The 25,960-nt window shown below is 71.4% G+C and carries 25 protein-coding genes and 3 tRNA genes; 14 read left to right on the forward strand and 14 right to left on the reverse strand.

What is annotated here, in order from left to right:
• Nucleotides 1–2 precede the first annotated feature (2 nt).
• The 8 genes from ACTMTF_RS28040 to ACTMTF_RS28075 form a co-directional block, all read right to left on the reverse strand.
• On the reverse strand, nucleotides 3–1,142 hold the full coding sequence (locus ACTMTF_RS28040) for an ADP-ribosylglycohydrolase family protein (protein WP_441113358.1): 1,140 nt from the start codon (nucleotides 1,140–1,142) through the stop codon (nucleotides 3–5).
• Nucleotides 1,139–2,107 (reverse strand): ADP-ribosylglycohydrolase family protein, encoded by a 969-nt coding sequence (locus tag ACTMTF_RS28045; RefSeq protein WP_441113359.1) that lies wholly within the window; start codon nucleotides 2,105–2,107, stop codon nucleotides 1,139–1,141. Before ACTMTF_RS28045 ends, ACTMTF_RS28040 begins: the two co-directional genes overlap by 4 nt.
• 72 nt (nucleotides 2,108–2,179) lie before the next feature.
• On the reverse strand, nucleotides 2,180–3,184 hold the full coding sequence (locus ACTMTF_RS28050) for an ADP-ribosylglycohydrolase family protein (RefSeq protein ID WP_441113360.1): 1,005 nt from the start codon (nucleotides 3,182–3,184) through the stop codon (nucleotides 2,180–2,182).
• Nucleotides 3,181–4,488 carry an ABC transporter substrate-binding protein gene (locus tag ACTMTF_RS28055; protein ID WP_441113361.1) on the reverse strand — a complete coding sequence of 436 codons (1,308 nt, stop codon included), beginning with the start codon at nucleotides 4,486–4,488 and terminating at the stop codon, nucleotides 3,181–3,183. The genes ACTMTF_RS28050 and ACTMTF_RS28055 overlap by 4 nt, the downstream gene beginning before the upstream one ends.
• A 9-nt stretch (nucleotides 4,489–4,497) precedes the next feature.
• Entirely contained in the window at nucleotides 4,498–5,316 is an 819-nt protein-coding gene (locus ACTMTF_RS28060; RefSeq protein WP_441113362.1) for a carbohydrate ABC transporter permease, read from the reverse strand.
• Complete coding sequence (locus ACTMTF_RS28065; protein WP_397001814.1) at nucleotides 5,313–6,233, reverse strand: carbohydrate ABC transporter permease; 921 nt, start codon at nucleotides 6,231–6,233, stop codon at nucleotides 5,313–5,315. The genes ACTMTF_RS28060 and ACTMTF_RS28065 overlap by 4 nt, the downstream gene beginning before the upstream one ends.
• On the reverse strand, nucleotides 6,230–7,246 hold the full coding sequence (locus ACTMTF_RS28070) for a LacI family DNA-binding transcriptional regulator (RefSeq protein WP_441113363.1): 1,017 nt from the start codon (nucleotides 7,244–7,246) through the stop codon (nucleotides 6,230–6,232). Before ACTMTF_RS28070 ends, ACTMTF_RS28065 begins: the two co-directional genes overlap by 4 nt.
• A 184-nt stretch (nucleotides 7,247–7,430) precedes the next feature.
• Nucleotides 7,431–8,660 carry an MFS transporter gene (locus ACTMTF_RS28075; protein ID WP_441113364.1) on the reverse strand — a complete coding sequence of 410 codons (1,230 nt, stop codon included), beginning with the start codon at nucleotides 8,658–8,660 and terminating at the stop codon, nucleotides 7,431–7,433.
• Nucleotides 8,661–8,684: 24 nt separating this feature from the next.
• Between ACTMTF_RS28075 and ACTMTF_RS28080 the strand changes: the two genes are divergently transcribed.
• From ACTMTF_RS28080 to mihF, 3 genes are all read left to right on the forward strand, one after another.
• Nucleotides 8,685–9,956: an ROK family protein gene (locus ACTMTF_RS28080; RefSeq protein ID WP_441113365.1), complete on the forward strand. Its 1,272-nt coding sequence runs from the start codon at nucleotides 8,685–8,687 to the stop codon at nucleotides 9,954–9,956.
• 131 nt (nucleotides 9,957–10,087) lie between these two features.
• The gene (locus tag ACTMTF_RS28085; RefSeq protein WP_397001822.1) at nucleotides 10,088–10,492 is read left to right on the forward strand and encodes a heme-binding protein; all 405 of its coding nucleotides are present in this window, start codon (nucleotides 10,088–10,090) and stop codon (nucleotides 10,490–10,492) included.
• 104 nt (nucleotides 10,493–10,596) lie between these two features.
• Complete coding sequence (mihF, locus tag ACTMTF_RS28090; protein WP_397001824.1) at nucleotides 10,597–10,902, forward strand: integration host factor, actinobacterial type; 306 nt, start codon at nucleotides 10,597–10,599, stop codon at nucleotides 10,900–10,902.
• Between the two features lie 238 nt (nucleotides 10,903–11,140).
• Here mihF and ACTMTF_RS28095 read toward each other — a convergent pair whose 3' ends face one another.
• Entirely contained in the window at nucleotides 11,141–11,788 is a 648-nt protein-coding gene (locus ACTMTF_RS28095; protein WP_397001826.1) for a response regulator transcription factor, read from the reverse strand.
• Nucleotides 11,779–13,026 (reverse strand): sensor histidine kinase, encoded by a 1,248-nt coding sequence (locus ACTMTF_RS28100; protein ID WP_397001828.1) that lies wholly within the window; start codon nucleotides 13,024–13,026, stop codon nucleotides 11,779–11,781. The genes ACTMTF_RS28095 and ACTMTF_RS28100 overlap by 10 nt, the downstream gene beginning before the upstream one ends.
• Before the next feature lie 184 nt (nucleotides 13,027–13,210).
• Between ACTMTF_RS28100 and ACTMTF_RS28105 the strand changes: the two genes are divergently transcribed.
• Nucleotides 13,211–14,479, forward strand: coding sequence for an acyltransferase family protein (locus ACTMTF_RS28105; RefSeq protein WP_441113366.1), 1,269 nt, complete (start codon nucleotides 13,211–13,213; stop codon nucleotides 14,477–14,479).
• Between the two features lie 91 nt (nucleotides 14,480–14,570).
• Nucleotides 14,571–17,069, forward strand: coding sequence for a DEAD/DEAH box helicase (locus ACTMTF_RS28110; protein ID WP_441113367.1), 2,499 nt, complete (start codon nucleotides 14,571–14,573; stop codon nucleotides 17,067–17,069).
• A 136-nt stretch (nucleotides 17,070–17,205) separates the two neighbouring features.
• On the opposite strand, the gene ACTMTF_RS28115 is transcribed toward ACTMTF_RS28110, so the two are convergent.
• Both ACTMTF_RS28115 and ACTMTF_RS28120 read right to left on the reverse strand, forming a co-directional pair.
• Nucleotides 17,206–17,787 (reverse strand): hypothetical protein, encoded by a 582-nt coding sequence (locus ACTMTF_RS28115; RefSeq protein ID WP_441113368.1) that lies wholly within the window; start codon nucleotides 17,785–17,787, stop codon nucleotides 17,206–17,208.
• Between the two features lie 34 nt (nucleotides 17,788–17,821).
• A complete protein-coding gene (locus ACTMTF_RS28120) occupies nucleotides 17,822–18,769 on the reverse strand; it encodes a helix-turn-helix domain-containing protein (RefSeq protein WP_441113369.1) in 948 nt (315 codons plus the stop codon).
• Between the two features lie 41 nt (nucleotides 18,770–18,810).
• Between ACTMTF_RS28120 and ACTMTF_RS28125 the strand changes: the two genes are divergently transcribed.
• The gene (locus ACTMTF_RS28125; RefSeq protein ID WP_441113370.1) at nucleotides 18,811–19,590 is read left to right on the forward strand and encodes a phytanoyl-CoA dioxygenase family protein; all 780 of its coding nucleotides are present in this window, start codon (nucleotides 18,811–18,813) and stop codon (nucleotides 19,588–19,590) included.
• Here ACTMTF_RS28125 and dusB read toward each other — a convergent pair.
• Nucleotides 19,587–20,696, reverse strand: a complete 1,110-nt coding sequence (gene dusB / locus ACTMTF_RS28130) for a tRNA dihydrouridine synthase DusB (protein WP_441113371.1) — start codon at nucleotides 20,694–20,696, stop codon at nucleotides 19,587–19,589. The genes ACTMTF_RS28125 and dusB overlap by 4 nt on opposite strands.
• An 83-nt stretch (nucleotides 20,697–20,779) precedes the next feature.
• Between dusB and ACTMTF_RS28135 the strand changes: the two genes are divergently transcribed.
• The 7 genes from ACTMTF_RS28135 to ACTMTF_RS28165 all read left to right on the forward strand — a co-directional run bounded on the left by ACTMTF_RS28135 (nucleotide 20,780) and on the right by ACTMTF_RS28165 (nucleotide 24,347).
• Nucleotides 20,780–21,412: an ACT domain-containing protein gene (locus ACTMTF_RS28135; RefSeq protein WP_441113372.1), complete on the forward strand. Its 633-nt coding sequence runs from the start codon at nucleotides 20,780–20,782 to the stop codon at nucleotides 21,410–21,412.
• Nucleotides 21,413–21,450: 38 nt separating this feature from the next.
• Nucleotides 21,451–21,522 (forward strand) — tRNA-Gly (locus ACTMTF_RS28140).
• A 15-nt stretch (nucleotides 21,523–21,537) separates the two neighbouring features.
• Nucleotides 21,538–21,611, forward strand: a tRNA-Cys gene (locus ACTMTF_RS28145).
• Between the two features lies 1 nt (nucleotide 21,612).
• Nucleotides 21,613–21,687, forward strand: a tRNA-Val gene (locus ACTMTF_RS28150).
• A 64-nt stretch (nucleotides 21,688–21,751) separates the two neighbouring features.
• Nucleotides 21,752–22,300, forward strand: coding sequence for a YciI family protein (locus ACTMTF_RS28155; protein ID WP_441113373.1), 549 nt, complete (start codon nucleotides 21,752–21,754; stop codon nucleotides 22,298–22,300).
• Between the two features lie 45 nt (nucleotides 22,301–22,345).
• Nucleotides 22,346–23,227, forward strand: coding sequence for an ADP-ribosylglycohydrolase family protein (locus ACTMTF_RS28160; RefSeq protein WP_441113374.1), 882 nt, complete (start codon nucleotides 22,346–22,348; stop codon nucleotides 23,225–23,227).
• Nucleotides 23,228–23,279: 52 nt separating this feature from the next.
• The gene (locus ACTMTF_RS28165) at nucleotides 23,280–24,347 is read left to right on the forward strand and encodes a WD40/YVTN/BNR-like repeat-containing protein (protein WP_441113375.1); all 1,068 of its coding nucleotides are present in this window, start codon (nucleotides 23,280–23,282) and stop codon (nucleotides 24,345–24,347) included.
• Nucleotides 24,348–24,441: 94 nt separating this feature from the next.
• Here the strand turns inward: ACTMTF_RS28165 and ACTMTF_RS28170 are convergent, their stop codons facing one another.
• Entirely contained in the window at nucleotides 24,442–25,071 is a 630-nt protein-coding gene (locus ACTMTF_RS28170; RefSeq protein WP_441113376.1) for an alpha-ketoglutarate-dependent dioxygenase AlkB, read from the reverse strand.
• 125 nt (nucleotides 25,072–25,196) lie between these two features.
• Between ACTMTF_RS28170 and ACTMTF_RS28175 the strand changes: the two genes are divergently transcribed.
• On the forward strand, nucleotides 25,197–25,958 hold the full coding sequence (locus ACTMTF_RS28175) for a VOC family protein (RefSeq protein ID WP_441113377.1): 762 nt from the start codon (nucleotides 25,197–25,199) through the stop codon (nucleotides 25,956–25,958).
• The last annotated feature ends 2 nt before the right edge of the window (nucleotides 25,959–25,960 follow it).

Genomic DNA, 25,960 nt, shown 5'->3' on the forward strand with positions numbered 1-25,960 from the left:
CTTCAGGTCTCCAGAAGGTCGGTGAACGCGGCTTCGTGCGCCCGGCGGCGGGCCACGTCGCCGGCGTGCACCCGGCGCGCCACCGCGGCGATCGTCCGGCCCGGCGTGAGCAGGTCGGTGCGGCTGGCCGTGCCCACCTGCTCGACCCACTCCCCCGGCACCGCGGCGAGGCCGCCGAGCGCGCCGGCGATGGCGCCACCCATCGAGGCTATCGAATCGGCGTCCCGGCCGTAGTTGACGCCGCCCAGCACGGTGTCACGGAAGTCCCCCTTGGCGATCACCAGGAAGGCCAGCGCCAGCGGCAGCTCCTCGATGCTGTGCGTACGACTCGGGCGGCGGGCGCCGAGCCCCTGGTCGCGATAGGTGTCGGCGACCGTGTCGTAGGGCCGCACGGCGGCGCGCAGCGCGGCGAACGAGCCGTCCCAGTGGCCCAGGTCGCGGGCCGCCTCGCAGACGGACTCGATGGCCGCCCTGGTGCCGTCCCTGGCGAGCCGGAGGCAGGCCGCCACCACGGAGTCGGCGGTGGCGCCCGGCCGCATGGCCTCGGCCACGGCCGCCGCCATCACGCCCGCCGCCTCCCGGCCGTAGCTGGACTGGTGGGCGCCGGTCAGGTCGATGGCCTCGGCGTAGGCGGCGTCGGGGTCGGCGGCGTTGACGATGCCGACCGGGGCGACGTACATGGCCGCGCCGCAGTTGACGATGTTGCCGACACCCGCCTCGCGGGGGTCGACGTGCCCGTAGTGCAGGCGGGCGACGATCCACTTCTCCGCCAGGAAGATCCGCTGCAGCGGCAGCGCCTCGGCCTCCAGCTCGGGGATCCACTGCCGCTTGCCCATCAGCTCGGGCACCAGGTGCTCGGCCACGGAGTAGGCGTCGAGGTGGCCGCCCGCCTTCTCGTAGACGCGGATCAGCGCGTGCGTCATCAACGTGTCGTCGGTGATGTGGCCGTCGCCCTTGTGGTACGGCGCGATGGGGCGGGCATTGCGCCAGTCCTCGTTGAACGGCGGGACGATGCCCTCCACCTGCCCGGCGTAGCGTTCGACGATCTGTTCGGGGGTCCAGCCCTCGGTGGCGCCGCCCAGCGCGTCACCGACCGCCGCCCCCGCCACGCAGCCGATCGCCCTGTCCTCAAGCGGCGTCATGAAAGTCCCTCCGTCAGGTCCATGAGATCCAAGCCTGCCAGTTCGGGCAGACAGCAGCCGGCGAGTGTGCCCGCCGCCGTTCGCCACCCCTCCGGGATGGCACCGTACCCGCCGCACGCGCCGGTGAGCGCGCCGGTGAGCGCGGGCGCGGAGTCGGCCAGCGCGGCCAGGCAGGCGGCGGCGGGTACGGCCCGGGTGAGCGACCCCTGCGCCACCTCGGCCAGCGCCAGCGCCACGGGCACCGTCTGCGCGGCGCCCACCCCGTAGCTGTAGACGTGGTCGAGCAGGGCCGCGTCGAGCGCGGGCACCGCGCCGAACGGGTCGCCCGCCTCGCGGGCGACCTTCAGCGCCAGCCGCGCGTTGTGCCCGATGGCGGTGTCTTCTGGCAGTACGGCCAGCGCCGCGCCGACCATCCGGGCCGGTGAGCCCGTCGCCACCGCCTCGGCCACGGCCGCCGCGACGGCCAGCGCGCCGAGCACGCCGTCGCCGGAGTTGGTCACCTGGGCGTCCTCGGCAGGATCCCTGCCGAGCGCGCCGAAGGCGACGGCCCTGATGGCGGCGGCGTCGTCGAAGTGGTGCGGGTTGTCGTGCCCACTGGCGGGCGGTTCGAGGCCGCCGGCCAGGTTGTCCAGGGCGGTCGCCACGGAGACGCGCGCCCTGATGTCCGTCCGCCCCGCCAGGCTCCTGAACGCCTCGGCCCTCGGGCGGTCGATGCCGAGCACCGTCCAGGCCAGCCATTCGGCGTCGTCGGACGGGCCGACGGCCAGCGGCGCGACCGGCTGGTTGAGCGCGAACGGCACCGGCAGCGTGGTCACCCGATGCTCCTCGGCGAACCCGTCCAGCTCGCGGTGCAGCCGCCTGCTCCATGGCGCGTGCAGCGCCGCTCTGTGCCTGCTCGCGGGCCAGCCCGCGGCGTCACCCACGGCGAGCCCGACGAAGGCTCCCGTGATCCTGTCCCCCGACATGATGTCTACAGTCCTTCCGCCGGTTCGCCGGCGCGATCCGGTCCCATCATCGACCCGCCACTGTCCGGCCCGTCATCGGCGGGCCCCGTCCAGGGCCGCCGCCAGCTCGTCGGCGACGTCGAGCACATGTCGTCCCGCGACGGTGGGCAGGCATTTGCCGGTCACCGGCCCGATGCGCGCGGCCCAGCGCTCGGGCACGCCTCGCTCTCCCCGCCCGGCTCCGGCGATCGCTCCGGCGATGGCGCCGATGGTGTCGGCGTCCCTGCCCAGGCTCACCGCGAACGTCACCGACGCCTCCACCTCGCCCCCACCGGCCAGGTAGGCGGCCAGCGCCAGCGCCACGGCCTCGGGGGCCAGGTCCGTCCAGGGGTAGTGCCTGACGACGACGGCCTCGTGCAGCGCCTCGACGAGCCCCGAAGCCACGGCCCCGCCGCCGACGGCGTCGCCGATCACGTCGCGGATTCGTACGATATTTCGGGCAGTCCAGGAGTCGGCGGGCACCACCGCCAGCGCGGCCTCGACCACGTCCGGCGGTGGCGCGTCCACCATGGCGGCGGCCACGGCCCCTGCGATAGCGCGGCCGCCGAGTATGCCCTCCCCTGACTGGGTGACCCGGCCGTCCTCCTCCACCAGCCGGGCCGCCTCGCCGGGATCGCCGGGGCAGAAGATCCCGTACGGCGCGGCCCGCATCGCCAGCCCGTCGGACCAGCCGTGCTGGTGTACCAGGCCGGTCAGCGGCGGCTCCAGCCCTCGCCGCAGCGCCTGGATCGTGCCAAGTTCGGAGAAACCGGCGCCGCGCATCGGCCCGTTCACCAGCGGGATGATCCGCTCCCGGTAGGCGGCGGCCACCAGTTCCGAGGTCAGTCCATGTCCGTGCGCCACCAGCAGGGAGGCGGCGAAGATGGCGTACTCGGTGTCGTCCGTGCCGCCGCCCTCGATCTCGGTGAGCCGCCCCCACCTGCTGCGGATCTGCTCCGGCGAGAGGTTCTCAGCGGGCGCCCCGAGGGCGTCGCCGGCCGCGAGGCCGAGCAGACACCCCCGCGCCCTGTCCTGATGAGCACTGTCGGTATACGTCACCGCTGGTACCGCTCCAGCACCTCGTTGCCGTCCTCGACGAGCTTCTTGGCCACCTCGTCGATGCTGATCTTGTTGGCGAAGTACTCCTGCAGCGCGGGCGTCGCCACCTTGGACTTCCACTCGTCGAACCCGTTCACCTTGAGGAACGGCGCGACGACGAGGTTCTTGGCGGAGGCGGTGGCCACGTCCCAGCCGTCCTCCTCGGTGGTGATCGCCGGGTCGGCGGCGGCCTGCTGCGAGGTCGGCAGCAGCCAGTCACCCTTGGCGAGCTTGGCCTGGTTCGGGCCGTTCAGGAAGAAGGAGATGAACTTCAGCGCCTCGTCCGGGTGCTCGCTGTCAGCGGCGACCGACAGCGTCTGGGAGACGGCGCCCTGCTCGGAGGTGGTGCCCTTGAGCGGCGGCAGCGTCACCCACGCGAAGTCGTCGGGGGCCTGCTCGGCCACCTGCTGGCGCAGGTAGACGCCGACGGGCAGCATCGCGTACTTGTCGGCGAAGAAGCCGGGCAGCGGGTCCGCGGTGCCCATGCCGAGCGCCGAGGTGTCGGCGGACTTGTCCTTGTAGAGCTGGTCGTGGATGCGCTGCAGGACCTCCTTCTCCTCGGGGCCGACCTTGACCGTGGTCTTGCCGTCGGCGCCGGTCTGGAAGAACGTGCCGCCGAAGTTCAGCGCGAGGTTCAGCGTCTTGTTGACCGGCGACTTCATCGGCCAGGCCACGCCGTAGGTGTCGCCCTTGGTGAGCTTCTTGCTGATCGTGGCGAACTCGTCCCACGTCCACGGCTCCGCCGGGGTGGGCATGCGCACCTTGGCGGCGTCCAGCAGCTTCTTGTTGGCGATGATGACCTGCGACTCCTGCAGGAACGGCACGCCGTACACGCCCTGGTTCCCCTTGCCGTCGTCGAAGGTGACGGTGTCCCAGGAGCTCTGCGGGATGTCGCTCTTGAGCTCGGCCGGCAGCTTGTCGTTCAGCTCCAGCAGGTAGCCCTTGGTGGCGAAGCCGGACAGCGCCGGGGAGTCGTCGTGGATGACGTCGGGCGCGTCGCCGCCCTCGAAGGAGGTGACGAGCTGGTCGTTGACGTTGTCCCAGCTGCCCTGGACGTAGGTGACCTGGATGTTCGGATTGGCCTTGTTCCACTCGTCGACGAGTTGCTTGTTGGCCGCGACCGATTCCTTCTGCCAGGCGAGGCTGAGGAAGTCGAGCTTGACGGGCTGGTCAGGGGCGGAGGAGGACCCGCCGTCCCCGCCGCCGCCGCAACCGGCGGCCAGGGCGACGACAGCCGCCGCCGCCAACGCGGATGTGATACGCATGAGAGCCTCCTAGCCCTTCACAGCGCCGGCCATCAGGCCAGACCTCAGCCGTCGCTGGATGATTGCGAAAAAGATCAGGCTCGGGATCGTCGCCATCAGCGACGCCGCGGCCAGCGGGCCGAGCCTGGACACCCCCTCGGGGCCGGTGAACCTCACCAGCGTCAGCGGGAGCGTCATCACGTCGGGATCCTTGAGGACCACCAGTGCGAACAGGAACTCGTTCCAGGACGAGATGAACGAGAACAGCAGCGTCGCCACCACGCCGGGCGCGAGCAGCGGCGCCACGACGCTGATGACCGCTCGGAGACGGCCGGCGCCGTCCACCGCCGCCGCCTCCTCCAGCTCGCGCGGCACCGACCGCACGTACCCCTGGAGCATCCACAACGCGAACGGCAGCGTGAACGTCACATGCACGACCACGAGGCCGACCAGCGTGTTGGTCAGGTCGAGCTGCCGCAGCACCATGAAGAGCGGGATGATGATCAGGATGAACGGGAACACCTGGCTGACCAGCACCCAGCCGAGCGCGACCTGCTTGAGCGTGCCCCGGTAGCGGGCCAGGGCGTAGGAGGCCGGCAGCGCCACGGTGACCGTCAGCAGCGCGCTCGCCAGCGCCACCACCAGGCTCCGCGCGCCCGCGCCGACCAGGTCCTGCTCGCCGAACGCGTCCGCGAAGTTGGTCAGCGTGGGCTCGGCCGGGATCCAGGCCGGATCGAGACTTGCCATCTCCTGCGGCGTCTTCAGCGACGTGGACAGCAGCCACACCAGCGGGAAGGCCAGGAACACCATGTACGCCAGCAGCGCGACGTACTGGGGGATCTTTCTCATGACGCCTCCCTCAGTTGCCGCCACAGATAGACGCCGAGCAGGGCGAGCACGACGATCACGATGCTGACGCCGAGGGCGGCGGCGTAGCCGAAGAAGCCGTACCGGAACGCCTCCTCGTAGGCGAACAGCATCGGCAGCCTGGTCTGGCCGCCGGGACCGCCCTGCGTGAGCACGTAGACCAGGCTGAACTGGTTGACGTTCCAGACGAAGTCGAGCGAGGTGATGGTGACGATGATGGGGCGCAGCTGCGGCAGCGTGATGCTCCAGAACCGGCGCCAGGTGCCCGCCCCGTCCATCTCGCCCGCCTCGTACAGCTCCTTGGGGATGGTCTGCAGGCCGGCCAGCAGCACGATCGTGGTCTGCGGCATGCCGCTCCACACGCCCATGACGATGACGGCGGGCAGCGCCCAGGTGAAGTCGGCGAGCCAGTTGATGTCGGTGCCGAGGGTGCTGTTCACGATGCCGGCGTCCGGGTGGTAGACCAGCCGCCACATCAGGCCGATGACCACGGGCGGCATCGCCCACGGCACCACGGTCAGCACCCGGGCGACCCCCCTGAGCCAGAGCTTCTGGTTCAGCAGCAGCGCCAGTCCGAGCGAGGCGAGGAACTGCAGCACGGTCACCGTCACGGCCCAGATCAGGCCGACCCGCATGGACGCCCAGAAGGTGTCATCGGCGAGCAGGTCGCCGAAGTTCTCCAGGCCGACGAAGCTGGTGACGTGGTTCTTGCCGGACTCGGCGTCGGTGAACGCCAGCCCGATCCCGTACAGCAGCGGGCCCACGCTGAACAGCAGCACGGGCACGAGCGCGGGCAGCATGAGCACCCACATCTCGCGGTTGCGCCCGGCGCCGCCCGCGCCGCGCGCGCGTCGAGCGGGCGGCGTGGGCGGCGCCGGCTTGGTCGCCGTGGCCGTCACGTCCCGCCCTCCTCGCCGGTCGTGGAGGCGCGCACCACGAGGCGCGGCGGCACGGTCACCAGGCGGGGCTCGCGCTCGCCGTTCTGCAGGCGGTCGAGGAGCAACTCGGCGGCGGCCTTGCCGCGCTCGGCGGAGCCCAGCGAGACGCTGGTGAGCGACGGCCAGGAGGCCGCCGCCAGGTCGGTGTCGTCCATGCCGACCACGGCCACGTCCTGCGGCACCCGCCTGCCCGCCGCGCGCAGCACATCCAGGGCGCCGAGCGCGATCAGGTCGTTGGCGCACATCAGGGCGTCGAGGTCGGGCACCCGGTCGAGCAGCGCGGCCACGGCCCGGCCACCTTCGGCGCGGTAGAAGTCGCCGATCTGGACGAGACTCTCGTCGTAGGGCAGTCCGCAGGCTTCGAGCGCCTCGATGTAGGCGGCTCCGCGCGCGGCGCCAGGGACGGTGTCGGGCGGGCCGTTGACCATCCCGATCCTGCGGCGGCCGAGGGCGTGCAGGTGGTCGATCGCGAGCTTGACGCCGGTACGGGAGTCGGCGCGCACGTTGTCGACGCGTGTCCCCTCGGGCACCGAGCCGATGATCACCACAGGCGCTCTGGCGGTGGCCAGCATCTGCAGGTGCTGGCCGGTGACCCGCAGCGGGCTCATGATCAGGCCGTCCACGTAGCGCTCGCCGAGGCTGTGCAGCACGTCGATCTCGTCGGCGACGACGGCGTCGGTGGAGTGCAGCACGATTCTGTAGCCGGCGGCCTTGAGCACGGGCTGGATCTGGCGCAACATGGCCAGGTAGGCCGGGTTTCCGACGTCGGCCATGGCGAAGGCGACCTGATGGGTGCGCCGCGACTTGAGGGAGCGGGCGACGGCATTGCGCACATACCCGAGCTCCTCGGCGGCGGCCATCACCTTGCGCACGGTCTCCTGCCTGGTGGGCAGGCCGTTCAGCACCCGGGAGACCGAGGCGATGGAGACGCCGGCGCGCTCGGCGATCGTGGTGATCGTGGGTCCGTCGGCCAAGGCAGTCCTTCCAGGAACGTAAACGATTTCAGATCAGGCTCTGTAAACGTTTACGGTGTTTTGGGACATGAAACATTGAGCACCACGTCAGGGTCAAGTCACGATCACATAACACCAGGTCAACGGGCCCGCGGGGAGGTCCCGACCCGGAATTCGGGCCGGGATCCGGCCCCGCGCCCCCGCTTCAGTCGCGGGCCGCTGCCGTCGCGGGTTCCAGCGGGGTGGCGACACGGGCCAGGGCGCGGATGGCGGGAGCGCCGGTGAAGGCCACGACCGCGGCCAGCACGGCGGGCACGATCAGGGCGATGGGCAGCGACGACGCCTCCGCGACGTACCCCAGCACGGCGGGCCCGACCAGCAGGCCGCTGTAGCCGAACGCGGTCACCAGCGCCAGCGCGCGCCCGACCCGGCCGCCCGCGGCGCCGACGGCGCTGAAGATGACCGGCACCACGGTGGCGAGGCCGATCCCCGCCAGCGCCCAGCCGGTCCAGGCGCACACCACGGCCAGGGAGCCCGTCGCCGGCGCGGCCAGGACGAGAACGTACCCGCAGGTCGCCAGCAGGCCCGCCAACTGGATCGTGCGCACCGAGCCGAGCCTGGCCCGGATGGGGTCGCCGAGCAGCCGGATGGTGGTCATGGCGACCGCGAACACCGTGTAGGCCAGCGGCGCGAGCGCCGGGTCGGTGTCGAGCACCCAGCGGGCGTGCAGCGCGGCCCAGTCGATGGCGGCGCCCTCGGCCAGGTGACCGGCGAACGCGGCCCCGCCGAGCAACGCGATCAGCCCCCACCTCAGGGAGGTCGCGGATCGGCCCTGACCGGCGGGCGAGTCCGCCGAGGCGTGCTCGGGCGGGTCCGGCAGCAGCAGCCGGGCCGCCGGCAGGTACAGGAACGGCACCACCACGGCCGCCACCACCAGCAGCGTCTGGGCGTCCAGCCCGGCCTGCAGGACGAGCGCGGTCACCGCGCCGCCGGCCGCGCCGCCGAGGCTCCACGTGCCGTGGAAGGCCGAGATGATCGGCCGGGCGTAGCGGCGTTCGACCTCGACGGAGTGGGCGTTCATGGCGACCTCGGTCACGCCCAGCCCGAGCCCGAAGACGACGGCCAGCACGGTCAGCACCGGATAGTTCGGCGCGAGCGCGGGACCGAGCAGGACCACCGCCGAGAACGGTCCCGCGAACCAGCAGACGGCCCGGCTGGACCACCTGTCCACCAGCGGCCCTGCCGCCAGCATGGACACCAGCGCGCCGCCGGAGATGAGGAGCAGGACGGTGCCCAGCCTGGCCGGGCCGAGCTCCAGCCGGTCGTTCAGTGAGGGCAGCCCGGCCGCCCACAGGCCCATGACCAACCCGCACAGGAAGAAGAAGATGAACACGCCAAGTCGGGCACGTTGGGCATCGCCCCATTTTTTGCTCACGGCTAGAGCATAATGAGAAATATCATGATTGCGAACGGGGCAAGGACCAGCGGCGAGCTGCGCGCGCACAACCGGGTGCGGGTGCTGCGCGCCGTCCACGACTGCGGCGCGACCTGGACCAGGTCGCGCCTCACCCGCGAGCTGGAGCTCGCCAGAGGGACCGCGTCGGTGCTGGTCGGCGGCCTGGTGGAGGACGAGCTCCTGCACGAGGTCCCGGCGCCCGAGCACGTACGGGGCCGGCCCACGCTGGTGCCGGGGCCGCATCCGCGCGGCCCGATCGTGCTGGCCGTCGACGTACGCGAGGACGCCTGGGAACTGGCGGCCTGCGAGCTCGGCGGGCGGATCACCGTGCTCTCCGTCCAGGAGCACGACGGCACGCCGGAGGGCGTGTTCCTGCCGCTGGGCGGGGCGATCCGCGACCACCTGGCACGCTGCGGCAGCCGCGTGGTCGGCGTCGGCCTGGCGGTGGCCGGGCCGGTTCGCGAGGGCGGCCTGGTGGACATCGCCCACCTGCGCTGGCGCTCGGTGGACGTCCCCGCCCTGCTCGCCGTCGAACGCCCAGGAGCCGTCCGGGTGGCAACCGTCCGGGTGGGGGGCGAATCGCCGGAATTCGTCCGGGTGGGCAACGACACGGCGCTGGCCGCGCTCGCGGAGGCCCGCCGGGGGCTGTTGCGCGGCGTCGAGGTGGGGCTGCACCTCCACGTGGACTTCGACCTCGGCGGTGTCCTGGTCGTCGACGGTAAGCCGCTGGGCGGGGCGAGTGGGATGGGCGCCGAGTTCGGCCACATGCCCCTCACCGGCGGCGACGCGCCGTGCATGTGCGGGGCGAGCGGCTGCTGGGGCATGGAAGTGGGTGCGAACGCCCTGCTCCGCCACATGGGTCTCGCCTACGGCGGCGGCAGAGGCCGCGCCCAGGCCGCCCACCTCCTCGCCGAGGCAGCGGCTGTGGAGGCGGTCGTGGCCAATGCGCGAGCGCTCGGGAGGGGGATCGCCGCGCTGGTGAACGCGCACGACCCGGAGGTGGTCGTCCTGTCCGGGCTGGCCGCGGACCTGCACGACCGGGTGGCGCCGGTGCTCCTGCGAGCCGTGGAGGACGGCCTGATGACCATCCGCCGCGACCGCCCGCCCTTGATCGCCCCGTCGGCCATGCCGTGGCGCGGCCCTCTGCTGGGCGCCATGGAGTCGGTGTTCGACGCCTTCCTGACCCCCGAGGGCCTCTCCACCTGGCTCTCGGCACAATCCTCGGCACGACACGCCCGAGCGCACAGTGTGATTGATACCACGCGCGAGGGCTGAAAGGCCCCATCCCGTACGCGTCCCACGGCGGTCCGATCCCAGGCCCAGGGGCGATCTTGCGCAGGTGACGCACGCGCTGTACGCATGAGGCGTCGGGCAGCGGAGGAACACCGAAGGCCAGGGGGACGTGCGTGGATCTCGAACTCGCGTTACGCATGTGCGAGGCGGCGCTGAGGCAGGCCGCCCGGGAGGGCGCGGTGATCTCCGTGGCCGTGGTCGACTCGGGCGGTCATCTGGTGTCTTTCCTGCGTATGGAGGGTGCGGGCTTCGCGGGAGCGTCCCTGGCGCCGGGCAAGGCGTGCGCCGCGGCGGCCCACCGCAGGCCCACGGCCGAACTCGCGCCGGCGGCCGGCCAGGGACCGGGCGGGGACCTGTCCTGGCATGACCGTTTCGTCTGCGTCGGCGGCGGGATCCCGCTCTGGGCGGACTACGGCGAGACCGAGCGCGTGGCCGGAGGCGTGGGGGTCAGCGGCGGCACCGCGGAGCAGGACGTGGCGTGCGCCGAAGCGGCCTCATCGGTCTGGCGGACACGTTGAGCGGCGCTTTCCGCAACAAGAACCGCTGGTATCCGCCATGATTAGCCACTGCACTACGGGTAACAGAAATCCCCGATCGTTAACTCCCCGAGGAGAGACAGAACATGGCACTTCCCACTCTCACCCCAGAGCAGCGCAAGGCAGCGCTGGAGAAGGCCGCGGAGGCCCGCGCCGCCCGCACGGCTCTGCTGGGCAAGGTCAAGGCCGGCGAGCTGAGCTTCTCCCAGCTGCTGGAGCGCGATGACGACATCGCCAAGAAGATCAAGGTCTCCCAGGCGCTGCGCGCCGTCAAGGGCGTCGGCCCGGCCAAGGCCACCGCGCTGATGGAGGAGGCGGGCGTCGACGAGAAGCGCCGCCTCGGCGGCCTGGGCGCCCAGCAGCGCAAGAAGCTGGTCGAAGCGCTCGGTTGATGCCGGGCGGCCAGGTCCGCGCGCAGCGCAGCGCCGCGCGGACCGGCCGTTGACCCATCCGGGATTTCAGGCCGGACAGCGGGCCGAGGAGGGGCTGACAGGCGGACCCTGCGCCTGTGAGCGGGCCAGGCTCCGGCCGTACGACCGCGGGCGCGCCAGCTACTCCGGTATACCGGGGTAGGCCGGCGGTCGCCGGCACGGATCCGCGAGCCCGGCCCCACCCGGAACGTCAGGGCCGTTACGAGCGCAGATAGGCGAGTACGGCGAGCACCCGGCGATGCTGGTCACTGTCGTCGGCGTAGAGGCCGAGCTTGCTGAAGATGCTCCTGATGTGTTTCTCGACGGCTCCGTCGCTGATCACGAGCTGCCTGCCGATGGCGGGATTGGACTTGCCCTCCGCCATCAGGCCGAGCACCTCGCGCTCGCGAGGCGTCAGCTGGGCGAGAGGATCGTCCCTGCGTCTGCGCACCATCAGCTGTGACACCACCTGTGGATCGAACACGGTCCCACCGGAGGCGACCCGTCTCAGCCCCTCCATGAACTCGTCCACGTCGACGACGCGGTCCTTGAGCAGGTAGCCCACCGCGCCTCTGGCGTCGGCGAGCAGGTCGTCGGCATAGGACACCTCGACGTACTGCGACAGGATCAGCACCGGCGCCCCGGCGACCCTGCGCCGCGCCTCGACGGCGGCCCGCAGCCCCTCGTCGGTGAAGGACGGCGGCATCCGCACGTCCACCACCGACACGTCGGGCCGGTGCTCGGCGACCGCCTCGACGAGGCCGTCGCCGTCCCCGACGGTCGCGACCACCTCGCAGCCGAACTCTTCGAGCAGCCTGACCAGGCCCTCCCTGATCAGTACCGCGTCATCGGCCACGACTACACGCACGGAACCTCCGCAAAGATCACTGTCGGCCCGCCTTCGGGCGACCGCACCATGAGCTCCCCGTCGACCGCGCGGAGCCGGTCGGCCAGCCCGGCGAGACCGTGTCCCTTGGCGACGTGTGCGCCGCCGACCCCATCATCCCCGATGGTGAGCATGAGGGCGGTACCGGTGCTGATGAGCTGGATGGTGCAGACCGTGGCTTTACTGTGCTTGGCGACGTTCGTCAGGGTCTCGGCGACGACGAAGTAGATGGCGTTCTCGATCGCGGCCTCGTACCGTTCGCTGGTCTGCACCTCCAAGTCGACCGGGACCGTGCAGCGCCCGGCGAGCGCGGCGAGCGCGGGGGCCAGGCCGCGGTCGGACAGGATGGGCGGGGCGATGCCGCGGGACAGGGCGCGCAGCTCGTCGAGCGTCTCGCGGGTGGCGGTGATCGCGGAGCTGATGGTGGCCTGCGCCGCCTCAGGGTCCTTGTTCAGCTGGCGCTGGGCCCTGGACAGCTCCATGGCGAGCGAGACCAGGCGCTGCTGGGGGCCGTCGTGGATGTCGCGCTCCAGCTTGCGCAGCGCGTTGGCCTCGGCCGACACGGCGGCGGCCCGTCCTTCGGCCAGGTCGTCGATGCGGGTGTGCAGCTCGGCGACGCCGGTCAGCAGCACCCGGCCGAGCCCGGCCCGCAGCAGCGCGGCGCCGCGCACCGTGAACGGCATGAGGAACAGGAAGAACAGCCCCAGACTGACGTAGAAGATCAGGTTGATCAGGTAGCCGGTGCCCATGCCCAGCAGCTCGGGCAACTCCACGTTGCCGGGGATGCGGGAGGTGATGACGCCGTAGATCGGATAGGTCAGCCCGGCGAAGGGGATCGCCCAGGAGACCACGGTGAGCACGAACGCGACGAGCGCGATCGGGAAGTTCACGATGCCGTGCAGCAGGTCGAGCCACGACTGCCCGCTGGTGAGCGGGTTGATCAGCTTGCGGAAGCGTCCCGCGCCCACCGGGGCCGGCTTGTAGCGGGGCCGTACCGGAGGGCGTTTGAGCACGTCCGACAGCCATCCACGCTCCGCGTCCGCGAATCCGCGCGCGACCATGAGGGTGCCGGCGAGCACGGGCACGCCGATCCACACGACCGCGGTGCCCACCCCGGCGGCCAGGCCGACGAGCATGAGCGCGAAGGTGATCACGGTCGTGGGGAACCCCACCAGCGTGTAGCGGGTGTCCAGCAGGACACGCCTCATCAGGGAGCGCATGCCACACACGCTAAATCCCCCTGCGCCCCTTTTCGACCCGGTGCGCCCGCCTCCAGGGGTAAGGACAGCCCTACCGGGGCCGGTGGTGGGAAGGCGACCGCAAGACGGCGGTTCTCGTCAATGTGCGGAGACTGTCCCGGCGGGAGCCTTGAGTGCACCACTCCCCCACCGAATCGAGGCCCCCATGGCCGTCCTGCTGGAGCGACCCGCAGCACCGCGCACCGCGGCGCCGGCTCGGGTCCGGGATCCCTTCATCGACGTCCTGCGGGTGCTCGGCATGGCGGCGGTGGTGTTCCAGCACTGGACCATCCCGGTGCTCTCCTTCGACGGCGACCGGTTGACCACGGGGAACGCGCTGTCGACTCCCGGCGTGTGGGTGGTCACCTGGCTCAGTCAGGTGATGCCGCTGGTGTTCTTCGCGGGCGGCGCGGCCAACGCGATCAGCTTCGGCCTTGCCGCGCAGGGCGGGCCGCAGTGGCTCGTCGTCCGGCTGCGGCGGCTGGCGTGGCCGCTGCTGCCGCTGGCGGCGGTGTGGATCCCGCTCCCGCACCTGCTGCTCATGTTCGGCGTGCCGGCACAGCCGCTGGAGGTGGGCGCCAAGCTCACCGGCCAGCTCCTGTGGTTCCTGGCCGTCTATCTGATCGCCGTCACGGCCACGCCGTACATGATGCGCCTGCACGCCAGGCACGGGCTCAGGGTGCCGGCCGCGCTGGCGGCCGGCGCGGCGCTGACGGACGTGGTGCGCTTTTCGACCGGGTTCGACGCGCTCGGATACCTGAACATCGTGTTCGTCTGGCTGGCGGTCCACCAGCTCGGTTTCCTGTACGCCGACGGGCGGCTCGACCGGGGCACCCCCGCCCGGTGGCTGATGGCGGCCGGCGGTTTCGGGGCGGCCGCGCTGCTGGTGGGGTACGGCCCCTACCCGGGCAGCATGATCGGCCTGCCGGGGGCCGAGATGTCCAACATGGCGCCGCCCACGCTGGCGATGCTGGCCGTCTCCGTCGGGCAGATCGGGCTGGCGGCGCTGCTGCGGCCGTGGATCCTGCGCCTGCCCATCAGCCGCCCGCTGGCCTGGGCGGGGCCGCGGATGATGACGGCGTACCTGTGGCACATGCCGGCCCTGTTCGTGGTGACCGGGGTGGTCGTGGTCGGGATGCGCCTGGACACACCCGCACCCGGCGGCGCCTTCTGGCTCGCCGGATGGCCGATCTGGCTGACGTTGCTCGGCCTGACGATGTGGCCGCTGCTGAAGGGCTTCGCCCGGTTCGAGGAGCCGCCCACGTTGCCGTACGGGAAGGCCACCTGGACGAGCGCGCTGGCCGCGACCGCGCTCGTCGGGGGCGGCCTGCTGGCGCTGATGGTGGCCGGGTTCGCGCCGGGGCTCACGCCGGTCGTGGCGATCCTGGCGATCCTCGGCGGGCTGCTGGTGACGGGCCCGCGCGCCCAGCTGTGAGCGGCACGTGGCTGGACACCGTTCCGCTCCGACTCGACTCCGGACGGTAAGACCGGTCCGACCATGCTGTGAACTTCGGCAGGATAGGTGTGTGAGCCTTCTCATTGACCGCCTGCCCGAAGACATCGATGCCGATCCCGACGCCATCTTCGACGCGTTCGTGTCCTGGAACTCCGAACGGGGGCTCACCCTCTATCCAGCGCAGGAGGAGGCGCTGATCGAGGTGGTGTCCGGCAGCAACCTGATCCTGGCCACGCCCACCGGCTCGGGCAAGAGCCTCGTCGCCCAGGGTGCCCACTTCGCCGCGCTGACCAGGGACATCCGCACCTTCTACAGCGCTCCGATCAAGGCGCTGGTGTCGGAGAAGTTCTTCGACCTGTGCGCGGTCTTCGGCACCGCGAACGTCGGCATGATGACCGGCGACGCCAGCGTCAACCCGGGCGCGCCGATCATCTGCTGCACGGCGGAGATCCTCGCCAACGTGGCCCTGCGCGACGGCGCGGCGGCCGACATCGGCCAGGTGGTGATGGACGAGTTCCACTTCTACGCCGAGCCGGATCGCGGCTGGGCGTGGCAGGTGCCGCTGCTGGAGCTGCCCAATGTGCAGTTCATCCTGATGTCGGCGACGCTCGGCGAAGTGTCGATGTTCGAGCGCGACCTGACCAGGCGCACCGGGCGGCCGACCGTGGTGGTCAAGCACGCCGAGCGGCCGGTGCCGCTGGTCTACTCCTACCGGATGACCCCGCTGCACGAGACGCTGGAGGAGATGCTCAGCACCGGCCAGGGGCCCGTCTACGTGGTGCACTTCACCCAGGCGGCGGCGATGGAGCGGGCGCAGTCGCTGATGAGCCTCAACATGGCGACGAAGGCGGAGAAGGCGGCGATCTCCGCGATGATCGGCCATTTCCGGTTCACCACCGGTTTCGGCCGGGCGCTGTCGCGGCTGGTGCGCCACGGCATCGGCGTGCACCACGCCGGGATGCTGCCCAAATATCGGCGGCTGGTGGAGCGGCTGGCGCAGGCCGGGCTGCTGAAGGTCATCTGCGGCACCGACACCCTCGGGGTGGGCGTCAACGTGCCGATCAGGACCGTGCTGTTCACGGCGCTGTCGAAGTACGACGGCAACAAGGTACGGCGGCTGCGCGCCCGGGAGTTCCACCAGATCGCCGGCCGCGCCGGGCGCGCCGGGTTCGACACCATCGGTTACGTCGCCTGCCAGGCGCCCGAGCACGACGTCGAGAACGCCAAGGCCCTGGCCAAGATCGGCGACGACCCGAAGCGGCGGCGCGGCTACGCCCGCAAGAAGCCGCCGGAGGGGTTCGTCGGCTGGAGCGAGGAGACCTTCGAGAAGCTGCAGAGCGCCGAGCCCGAGCCGCTCAACTCGCGGTTCAAGGTGAGCAACGCCATGCTGCTGGCGGTGATCAACCGGCCGGGCGACTGCTTCCAGGCGATGAAGCACCTGCTGACCGACAACCACGAGGACCGCAAGTGGCAGCGGCGGCACATCAGCCAGGCCATCGCCATCTACCGGTCGCTGCTGGCGGGCGGCGTGGTCGAGCAGCTCGCCGAGCCCGACGACCAGGGCCGGCGGGCCAGGCTGACGATCGACCTCCAGGACGACTTCGCGCTCAACCAGGCGCTGTCCACGTTCGCGCTGGCCGCCTTCGACCTGCTCGACCGTGACGCCCCCGGCTACGCCCTGGACCTGGTCTCGATCGTGGAGTCCATCCTGGACGACCCGCGCCAGATCCTGTCGGCGCAGCTCAAGAAGGCCAAGGGCGAGGCCGTCGCGGAGATGAAGGCCGACGGGATCGAGTACGAAGAGCGCATGGAGGCGCTCGCCGAGATCATGTACCCGATGCCGCTGGAGAGCCTGCTGCTCGGCGCGTACGAGACCTACCGGCAGGGTCATCCGTGGGTGGGCGACTACACGGTCAGCCCCAAGTCGGTGGTGCGCGACATGTACGAGCGGGCGATGACGTTCGGGGAGTACATCCAGTTCTACGAGCTGTCCAGGTCCGAGGGCACGGTGCTGCGCTACCTGGCCGACGCCTACCGCACGCTGTCGCGCACCATTCCCGAGCATCTCAAGACCGAGGACCTGGTCGACCTGATCGAGTGGCTCGGCGAGCTGGTCCGCCAGGTCGACTCCAGCCTGATCGACGAGTGGGAGAAGCTGGCCAACCCGGACGAGGCGCTGGAGCAGCGCCAGGCACTGGAGACGAAGGTCCGCCCGGTCACCGGCAACGCGCGGGCGTTCCGGGTGCTGGTGCGCAACGCGATGTTCCGGCTGGTGGAGCTCTGCTCGCTGGAGAAGGAGGCGGAGCTGGCCGAGCTGGCGCCGGACGTCGACTGGGGCGCCGCGCTGGACGCCTACTACGACGAGCACGAGGAGATCCTCACCGACGCCGACGCGCGGGGGCCCGCGCTGCTGCGCATCGAGGAGGAGAGCGGCCTGTGGAAGGTCCGCCAGACGGTCAAGGACCCGGCGGGCGACGGCGACTGGGGCATCGACGCGCAGATCGACCTGGCCGCCTCCGACGAGGAGGGCCGAGCGGTCGTCCACGTGGTCGGGCTCAACAGGCTCTGAGAATGGATCAGCGTGTGCCGGAACGGACTGGCAAGGGCGCCCCGGCACACGCTTGTTCCTCAAGTGTCGCGCCGGAAAGTTCGGCGTAGCGTCATGACAGTGTCCCAAGATCGAGACATTTGCCGTACGGGCCTGGTCAGCAGGAGGCGATGCGGCAGATCTTCGCCAGCATCCGCCTGGTGTCCTTGGTCTGCTGCTCGAAGTCGGCCTTGGCCGGCTTGCTCCATTCGCCGCCCACGGTGTAGATCAGCAGCGCGTTGCCACGGCGGGTGACGAGGCCGCGCTCACCGCCGATGGCGACCTTCTTGCCCTGGTATGCCTGGCCGGTGACGGCCAGCGCCCCGTCGCCGAGCCGTACGGCGCCGCCGGAGTAGCGGTAGCCGGAGGTGCCGCACGCCCGTGCGGCCCTGTGCAGGTCCGTCAGCGCCTTCTTGGCCGCCGAGCGGGAGGCGTAGAGGATGACCTGCTCGGACTTGGAGTAGTCGGGCACGGCGGTGTAGACGAGGGTCTTGGCCGCCGTGCGCCCGGACTGGCCGAGCTTGGCGCTGTCGCAGGGGTTGAGGACGAGCTTGGCGCTCTTCTTGGCGCTCACCCGCCAGCTGTGCTCCGGGTTGTCGTCCTTCTTGGCCGCCGCCTTCTCGTACAGCATGAACCCGTTGGGGATACCGATGGTGGCCGAGGCGGCGAGAGCAGCGGATAACAGCAGAGTCGTGACCATGGTTGAGAATGACATGAATCGTGGCGGAACGACGTCAGCCGATGGCGTGGCGGGCTCGGTAGTCGCGGGGCGGCAGGCCGTACTCCTGACGGAACGCGCGGCTGAAGTGGAACGGGCTGACGAAGCCGGACGCGGAGGCCACCTGGCCGATGTCGAGGTCGGTCGCCTCCAGGAGGGTGGCCGCGTACCGCATCCGGGCCTCGCGCACGGCGCGCATCGGGGTGCGGCCGGTCTCGGCGGTGAACAGGTGCGCGAAGCGCGACGGCGACAGCGCCACCGTTCGTGACAGGGAGTCGACCGAGTGCGGCGCGCCCGGCTCGGCGGCGATGAGCGCGAGCGCGCGGCGGATCCGGGCGTCCCCGCCCTCCCCGCCCTCCCCGCCGCGGCGGGCCGACGCGGTGGCCAGCACCAGCACCTCCTCCACCGCCCCGAGCACGAGCTCCCGCGCCGCCGCGGACCCGGCGATGGCGGTGACCGGCGGCTCGCCCGGCACGTCGCCCGGCACGTATCCCGGCACTGTGGCCGGGCCGCTCTCCAGCGCCCCGGACCGGCTGTTCTCCAGCGCCGGGGGCGGCAGCCAGCGGGCGTCGCGGAGTGCTCGTCCGAAGGCGTGGTCGATGCGGTCGTGCAGGGCGGGCGCGACGCCCGCCACCCGGTGGCAGCCGGGAGCGGCGGCGTGCGGAGCGAGCCACCCCGGCCACGACGGGCGCGGCTGGAAGTGCACCCACCAGAACCGCCACCGCCCGGCCCCCGGCGCGACCCGGTAGTGGTGCGCCGCCCCCGGCCCCAGGACCACGAGGTCACCGGCCCCCGCCAGGAACGACACACCCGACTGCTCGACGTGCCCGGCCCCCGCCTGCGTCCACATGAGCAGCCAGCTCGGCGCCCCCGACGCACGGCGGGTGGCGTAGCCGGGAGGCTGGTCGTAGTGGCCCACGATGGTCAGCTCGGCAGCAGGAACGGACATGTCCTCAGCGGTCACCGTCATACCCTCGCACGTGCCCGCCGCCTAGCGTGAACGCCATGAGACTCAACGACTTCCAGGACCAGGGTTACGTGCTCGTCCCCCAGATGCTGTCCCCCGACGAGGTGACCGGGCTGCGCGAGGAGTTCATGGCGCTGCACGCCGGCGGCCCGATCCCCGGCCATTTCGCCCCCAAGCCGCAAGAGCCCGGCAGGCCGTACGACATCCTGCGCGACTACCCGCGCATCATGCACCCGCACCAGGTGAACGATCTCGCCCTGCGCTACCTGCTCGACTCCCGGTTCTGCGCGGTGCTCGAAGAGCTGCTCGGTGAGGAGCCGCTAGCAGCCCAGAGCATGTTCTACTTCAAGCCGCCGGGAGCCAGGGGGCAGGCGCTGCACCAGGACAACTTCTACCTGCGGGTCGAGCCGGGGACCTGCGTGGCGGCGTGGGTGGCGCTGGACCGGGTGGACCGGGCGAACGGCGGCCTGGAGGTGGTGCCCGGCACGCACCGGATGGACCTGTTCTGCCCGGAGGAAGCCGATCCGGGCGTCTCCTTCACCAGGGACTTCGTCCCGCCTCCGCCCGGCCTGGAGCGGGTGCCGGTCGACATGGAGCCGGGCGACGTGCTCTTCTTCAACGGCAGCCTGGTCCACGGCTCGGAGCCGAACACCACGGCCGACCGCTTCCGGCGCAGCTTCATCTGCCACTACGTCGGCCGCTCGGCCGAACGCATCTCCGACTACTACCGCACGCTCACCATGTCCGGCGACCCGGTCCGCCTGGAGGTCGCCACCGGAGGCGGCCCCTGCGGCGTGGAGGCCACCGGCCCGCACTAGCCGCCGGAGAGGTCCGACTCGGCGTCCTGCGGGACGTCGCAGTCCCACTGGTCGTCCAGCCAGCCGTCCGGCAGGTGCACCTTGTCACGCTCGCCGGACTTGCCGCGCGGGGTGTCGGTGTGGGGCGGCCACGGCTGGTCGTGCTCCAGCCGGGCCAGGCTCTCCCGCAGCCCGTCGAGCGAGTCGGCGGTGCCCAGCGCGCGGCGCAGCTCGGAGCCGACCGTGAACCCCTTGAGATACCACCCGACGTGCTTGCGGAAGTCCGTCACCGCGTAGCGCTCGAGGTCGAAGCAGTCGGTGAGCCCTTCGGCGTGCCTGGCCATCATCGCGGCCACCTCGCCGAGCGTCGGCCGGGCACGCTCGGGGCTGCCGTCGAACGCGTTGGCCAGGTCCTTGAACAGCCACGGCCTTCCCAGGCAGCCCCGGCCCACCACGACGCCGTCGCAGCCCGTGGCGGCCACCATGCGCAGGGCGTCGTCGGCGCTCCAGATGTCGCCGTTGCCCAGCACCGGGATGTCCCGCACCGCCTCCTTGAGCCGCGCGATCGCGTCCCAGTCGGCCACCCCGCCGTAATGCTGCCGCGCCGTACGGGCGTGCAGGGCGATCGCCGCGATCCCCTCCTCGACCGCGATGCGGCCCGCGTCGAGGTAGGTGAGGTGGTCCTCGTCGATGCCCTTGCGCATCTTCATCGTCACGGGCAGGGGTCCCGCGTTCGTGACGGCCGCCCGCAGGATCCGCCGCAGCAGATTGCGCTTGTACGGCAACGCCGAGCCGCCGCCCCGCTTGGTCACCTTGGGCACCGGGCAGCCGAAGTTGAGGTCGATGTGGTCGGCCAGGTCCTCCTCGACGATCATCTTGACCGCGAGGCCCACCGTGTCCGGATCCACTCCGTACAGCTGGATGCTCCTGGGCGACTCCGACTCCGCGAACCTGACCATCCGCAGCGTCCTCGGATTGCGCTCCACCAGCGCCCGCGTCGTGATCATCTCGCACACGAACAGCCCCGCGCCCTGCTCCCGGCAGAGCGCCCTGAACGGCGCGTTCGTGATGCCCGCCATGGGCGCCAGCACCACGGGCGGCCACACCTCGATCGGCCCAATCTTCACCCCGTCAGTTGTAGCGCAGGTCGAGCCGCGAGCGGTATTCGCCGGATAGTGTGTGAACCGGCATCTCGCTCGGGGAGGGATGGATGCTTCTTCGCGTGCGCATCACGCTGCCCGACAAACCCGGCTCTCTCGCCCGGATCACCAGGGTTCTCGGCGCCGCGGGCACCGACATCACCCAGGTCACGGTCCTCGAACGAGGCGCCGGCCGGGCGATGGACGACCTGACGGTCCACTGCCCTGACGAGGTCTCCAAGCAGGCGCTGCGCGACGGCCTGGAAAGCGTGCCCGAGGTGACGGTCGAAGGCGTCTGGAGCACCCGCGAGGCCCCCGGCACCTATCCCGAGCTGGAGATACTCAAATACATCACCACCGCGGGCGACCGGGCGCTGAACACGCTCGTCGACTCGCTGCCGGTGCTGTTCAGCGCCGACTGGGCGGCCACGGCGGCCGAGCGCGGCGTCGTCTACGCGAGCTGGCGGGCCCCGGAGCAGGTGGCGCTGCCGGAGCCGGTCCCGGCCCGGCCGACGGCCCGCACGCTCGAAGGCGGCCTGCACATCATCCACGCCCCGCTGCCGCCGCTCGCCCTCACCCTCCTGCTGGCCCGCACCGAAGGTCCCGCCTTCCACCGCATCGAGGTGCACCGGCTCACCCGCATCCTGGAGATCTTCCTCAGCCTGCCCGCCACCGAGCGAAGCGTCGCCCGCCGCCTCAAGTGAGCATCCGGTCGCAAAACCCGCTAGAGTTAATGGGCAACGCGGAAGTGGCTCAGTGGTAGAGCATCACCTTGCCAAGGTGAGGGTCGCGGGTTCGAATCCCGTCTTCCGCTCTAAGTAAGTCACTTGGTGGAGTGGCCGAGAGGCGAGGCAGCGGCCTGCAAAGCCGTCCACACGGGTTCAAATCCCGTCTCCACCTCCAAGGACGATTAGCTCAGCGGGAGAGCGCTTCCCTGACACGGAAGAGGTCACTGGTTCAATCCCAGTATCGTCCACCAGATCAAAGAGCTCCGCAGGTGACGCGAAGATCGGTCGCCGCGCTCCAGGGTAGAAATCGGCGGCATGGAGTTTTTCTGTTACCACCGCGATCGTCCTGATTCCATGGCGCTGCGCGACAAGTTGCGGGAAGAGCACTGGTCCTACATGGACCGCTACGCCGCGGAGCTGATCGCCCGTGGCCCCACCTTCGACCGCGGCGGCGACACGGCCACCGGCAGCGTGCACATCGTCGACCTGCCGGATCCCGCCGCCGCGCGCGCGTTCGCCTTCGACGAGCCCACCTACCAGGCCGGCGTGTACCGGGACGTGATGCTGCGCCGATGGCGCAACGTGCTGGGGCGCACCATGTGGGACTTCCCCGGCGGCCGGGAGGACGGCAACCGCTATCTGGTGCTGGGCCTCGGCTCCGGGCAGCCCGCCGACCTTGTCCCGCCGCCCGACCAGGACGACCTGATCGCGTACGGGCCGCTGCTGTCCGACGACGGCACCGCCTGGCTCGGTACGGCGCTGCTGGTCCGAGCGCCGGACCCTGATGCGGCACGCGCCGTCCTGACCCCGGACCGGTACGCCGGCATCGAGGTCCACGACTGGGCGTTCGGCGGGCGGCGGTAGCGAGGGCGAGCACCAAGAGATCATCGAGGTGCATAATGGGCGCCGATGCCTTCCGATCCCGCAGTACGCTCGCTGTACGGCCTGGCCGTCGGTGACGCTCTCGGCTCCCAGTTCTTCGTCCCGGCCAACCGCCCGCATCTCGACGCCCGCACCCTGCCGCCCGCGCCCTGGCAGTGGACCGACGACACCGAGATGGCCTGCTCCGTCTACCACGTCCTGGCCGACCACGGCACGATCGACCAGGACAATCTCGCCGCCGCCTTCGCCGGGCACCATGACTTCGATCGCGGCTACGGCCCCTCCACCGGCCGCATGCTGCGACTGGTGCGGGAGGGCGGCGACTGGCGCGCACTCGCGGCCGAGGTCTTCGACGGCAAGGGCTCCTGGGGCAACGGTGCCGCCATGCGGGTCGCGCCGCTCGGCGCCTGGTTCGCCGGGGACCTGACGGAGACCGTACGGCAGGCGGAGCGGTCCGCGCTGGTCACCCACACCCACCCGGAGGCGGTCGCCGGAGCGGTCGCCGTAGCCGTCGCCGCCTCTCTGACCGCCTCGCAGGCCGCCCTTTCGCGCGGCGGCTTCCTGGACGCGGTCCTGGACCTCACTCCCCCGGGCCTCGTCCGCGACGGGATCGCCGAGGCTCGCCGGCTCCTGACGATCAGCGATCCACTGCTGGCCGCCCGCATGCTGGGCAACGGCCGCAACGTCACCGCGCACGACACCGTTCCGTTCGCCCTGTGGGCCGCCGCCCGCCACCTGGACGACTTCGAGCGCGCCTTCTGGACCACGGCCGGCGCCGGGGGCGACGTGGACACCACCTGCGCGATCGTCTGCGGCATCCTCGGCGCCCGGCTCACTCCTCCCACCGCCTGGCTCGAAGCCTGCGAACCACCACCGGCCTGGACCCGGATCCCGCCACAGGATCACTAGCGCAATATCCAAGGCGTGGACGGTGGTGATCCTTTGGGTTAGTTTGCCTGACATGAGACTTCGGTTCGCGTTGAGCGTGCTGTCAGTGGCCTGTCTGGTGGCCGCCACCCCGTTGACCGCTCAGGCGGTCACCACGCCGGCTCTGGGGTGGGAGCTGACGGAGACCGGGGTGACCGCGCGGCTGCGAGGGCTGTCGCCGGTCAGTCGGGACGTGGTGTGGGCCTCGGGGTCGGAGGGCACCGTGCTGCGTACCGTGGACGGCGGCCGGACCTGGCGCAACGTGTCCCCGCCCGGTGCCGCCGCCCTGCAGTTCCGTGACGTGGAGGCGTTCGACTCGCGCCGGGCCGTGGTGCTGTCCATCGGCGAGGGCGCCGACTCGCGTGTCTACCGGACCGAGGACGGCGGCCGTACCTGGACCGAGACCTTCACCAACGACGAGCCGAGGGCCTTCTACGACTGCATGGCGTTCTTCGACCGGCGGCACGGGCTGGCGATGAGCGACCCGGTGGACGGCAGGTTCAGGATTCTCGCCACCGAGGACGGCGGGCGGAGCTGGCGGGTGCTGCCCGCCGACGGCATGCCCGAGGCGTTGCCCGGTGAGGCCGGGTTCGCGGCGAGCGGGCAGTGCCTGGTCACCTCCGGCGGGCGGGACGTCTGGCTGGCCAGTGGCGGGGCCGGGCGCTCGCGGGTGTTCCACTCGGGTGACCGGGGACGCACCTGGACGGTGGCGGACACGCCGATCCCGGCCGGCGACCCGGCGCGCGGGGTCTTCGCGGTGGCCTTCCGCGACGCGCGGCACGGTGTCGCGGTGGGCGGCGACTACCGGCCCGACCAGGCATCGCCCAGCGCGGCGGCGCTGTCCAGGGACGGCGGCGCCACCTGGAGGACCTCGGCCACGCCGCCTCCGGCCTACAGGTCCGGGGTGACCTGGCTGCCCTACTCGCCGTTCGCGGCCATCGCCGTGGGGCCGGCGGGCAGCGACGTCACGCACACGGGCGGGCGGACGTGGCGGACCTTCGACACCGGCTCGTTCGACACGGTGTCGTGCACGCGGGACCTGTCGTGCTGGGCCTCCGGCGAGCAGGGGCGGGTGGCCCGCCTCACCTTCGACCGCCGCTGAGCGCCCAGCCCGTTCGCCGCACGTCACCGACCCCGAGCCGCGCCGCTTGCGGCGGGTGCTGGATCAGCCAGGGCGGCCGGTGCGGGGACCGGGCCTAGCGCACGCCCCGGGGGCGGAACTGGACGCTGATGCGCGGGCCGGTCGGGCGGGCCGTCTTGGGGATCGCGTGCTCCCAGGTGCGCTGGCAGCTGCCCCCCATGACGATCAGATCGCCGTGGCCCAGGTCGTGGCGGATCGACGGGCCGCCGCCGCGTGGCCGTAGCAGCAGCGGACGCGGGCTGCCGACCGAGATGATCGCCACCATGGTGTCCTCGCTGCCGCCCCGCCCGATGGTGTCGCCGTGCCAGGCCACGCTGTCGCGGCCGTCGCGGTAGAAGCACAGGCCTGCGGTGCGGAACGGCTCGCCGAGCTCGGCGGCGTAGTGGTCGTTGAGCGCGCGCAGGGCGTCGTCCAGCATCGGATCGGGCAGAGGCTCGTCCTCGTCGTAGAACTTCAGCAGCCTCGGCACGTCCACGACCTTGTCGTACATCTTGCGCCGCTCCGCCCGCCAGGGCACCGTCTCGGCCAGCCGCTCGAACAGCGTGTCGGCCCCGGAGACCCAGCCAGGGCGGACATCGAGCCACGCGCCCCGCTCCAGCGACGTCCTGCGGACCGCCGAACCGAGCTCCCCGAAGCCGAGCTCCTCGTCCACGCCCAGCAGAGACGCTTGGAATACAGCTCTCATGGCTTCGAGTGTACGTGATCGTTCAAACATATATTCGACTGAGCGTGTCGCGCCGATTCTGTCAGCGGGACGTGCGAGGCTCGGAGTCAATGGGTCCGCAGCGGTTCATGACGAAGGAGCGTCCCATGCTCACCACGCAGTATCAGCCCGGCACCCCGTGCTGGATCGACCTCGGCAGCCCCGACCTGGAGGCTTCGGCGAGGTTCTACACCGGCCTGTTCGGCTGGCGGTTCGACTCCTTCGGCGGCGACTACGGCCTGTGCAAGGTCGACGGCAGGACGGTCGCCGCGATCGGCGCGATCACCGAGGAGGGTGCCACCCCGGCGTGGATGCTCTACTTCTCCTCGCCCGACTGCGCGGCCACCACCGAGGCCGTCGAGCGCGCGGGCGGCACCGTGCGCGTCCGGCCGATGGAGATCGAGGGGCAGGGCCACCTGGCCCAGTTCACCGACCCGGCGGGCGCCCAGTTCGCCGTCTGGCAGTCCGGCGCCAATCGCGGCCTCGACCTGGTCACCGATCCCGGCTCGCTGGCCTGGGCCGAGCTCTACGTCCCCGACCCCGCCGCCGTCCAGGGCTTCTACCGGTCGGTCTTCGGCTGGCGGATCGCGGAGCTGTCCATGGGTGATTTCACCTATCCCGTGGTGTCACCGGCCGAAGGCGACCAGGAGGAGACCTCGATGGCGGGCCTGGCCGAGGTGCAGCCCGGCGACTCCCCCCACTGGCTGATCTACTTCGAGGTGCCCGACTGCGACGCCACGGTGTCCAGGTGCCAGGAGCTCGGCGGCTCGGTGCGGGCACCGGCGATGGACGTCGAGGACGTGGGCCGGATGGCCTTCCTCACCGACCCGCACGGCGCCCGCTTCGCGGTCATCACCAGCGCCGGCTGACA

The organism is Nonomuraea sp. ZG12 (assembly GCF_052068115.1).
GTDB lineage: Bacteria > Actinomycetota > Actinomycetes > Streptosporangiales > Streptosporangiaceae > Nonomuraea.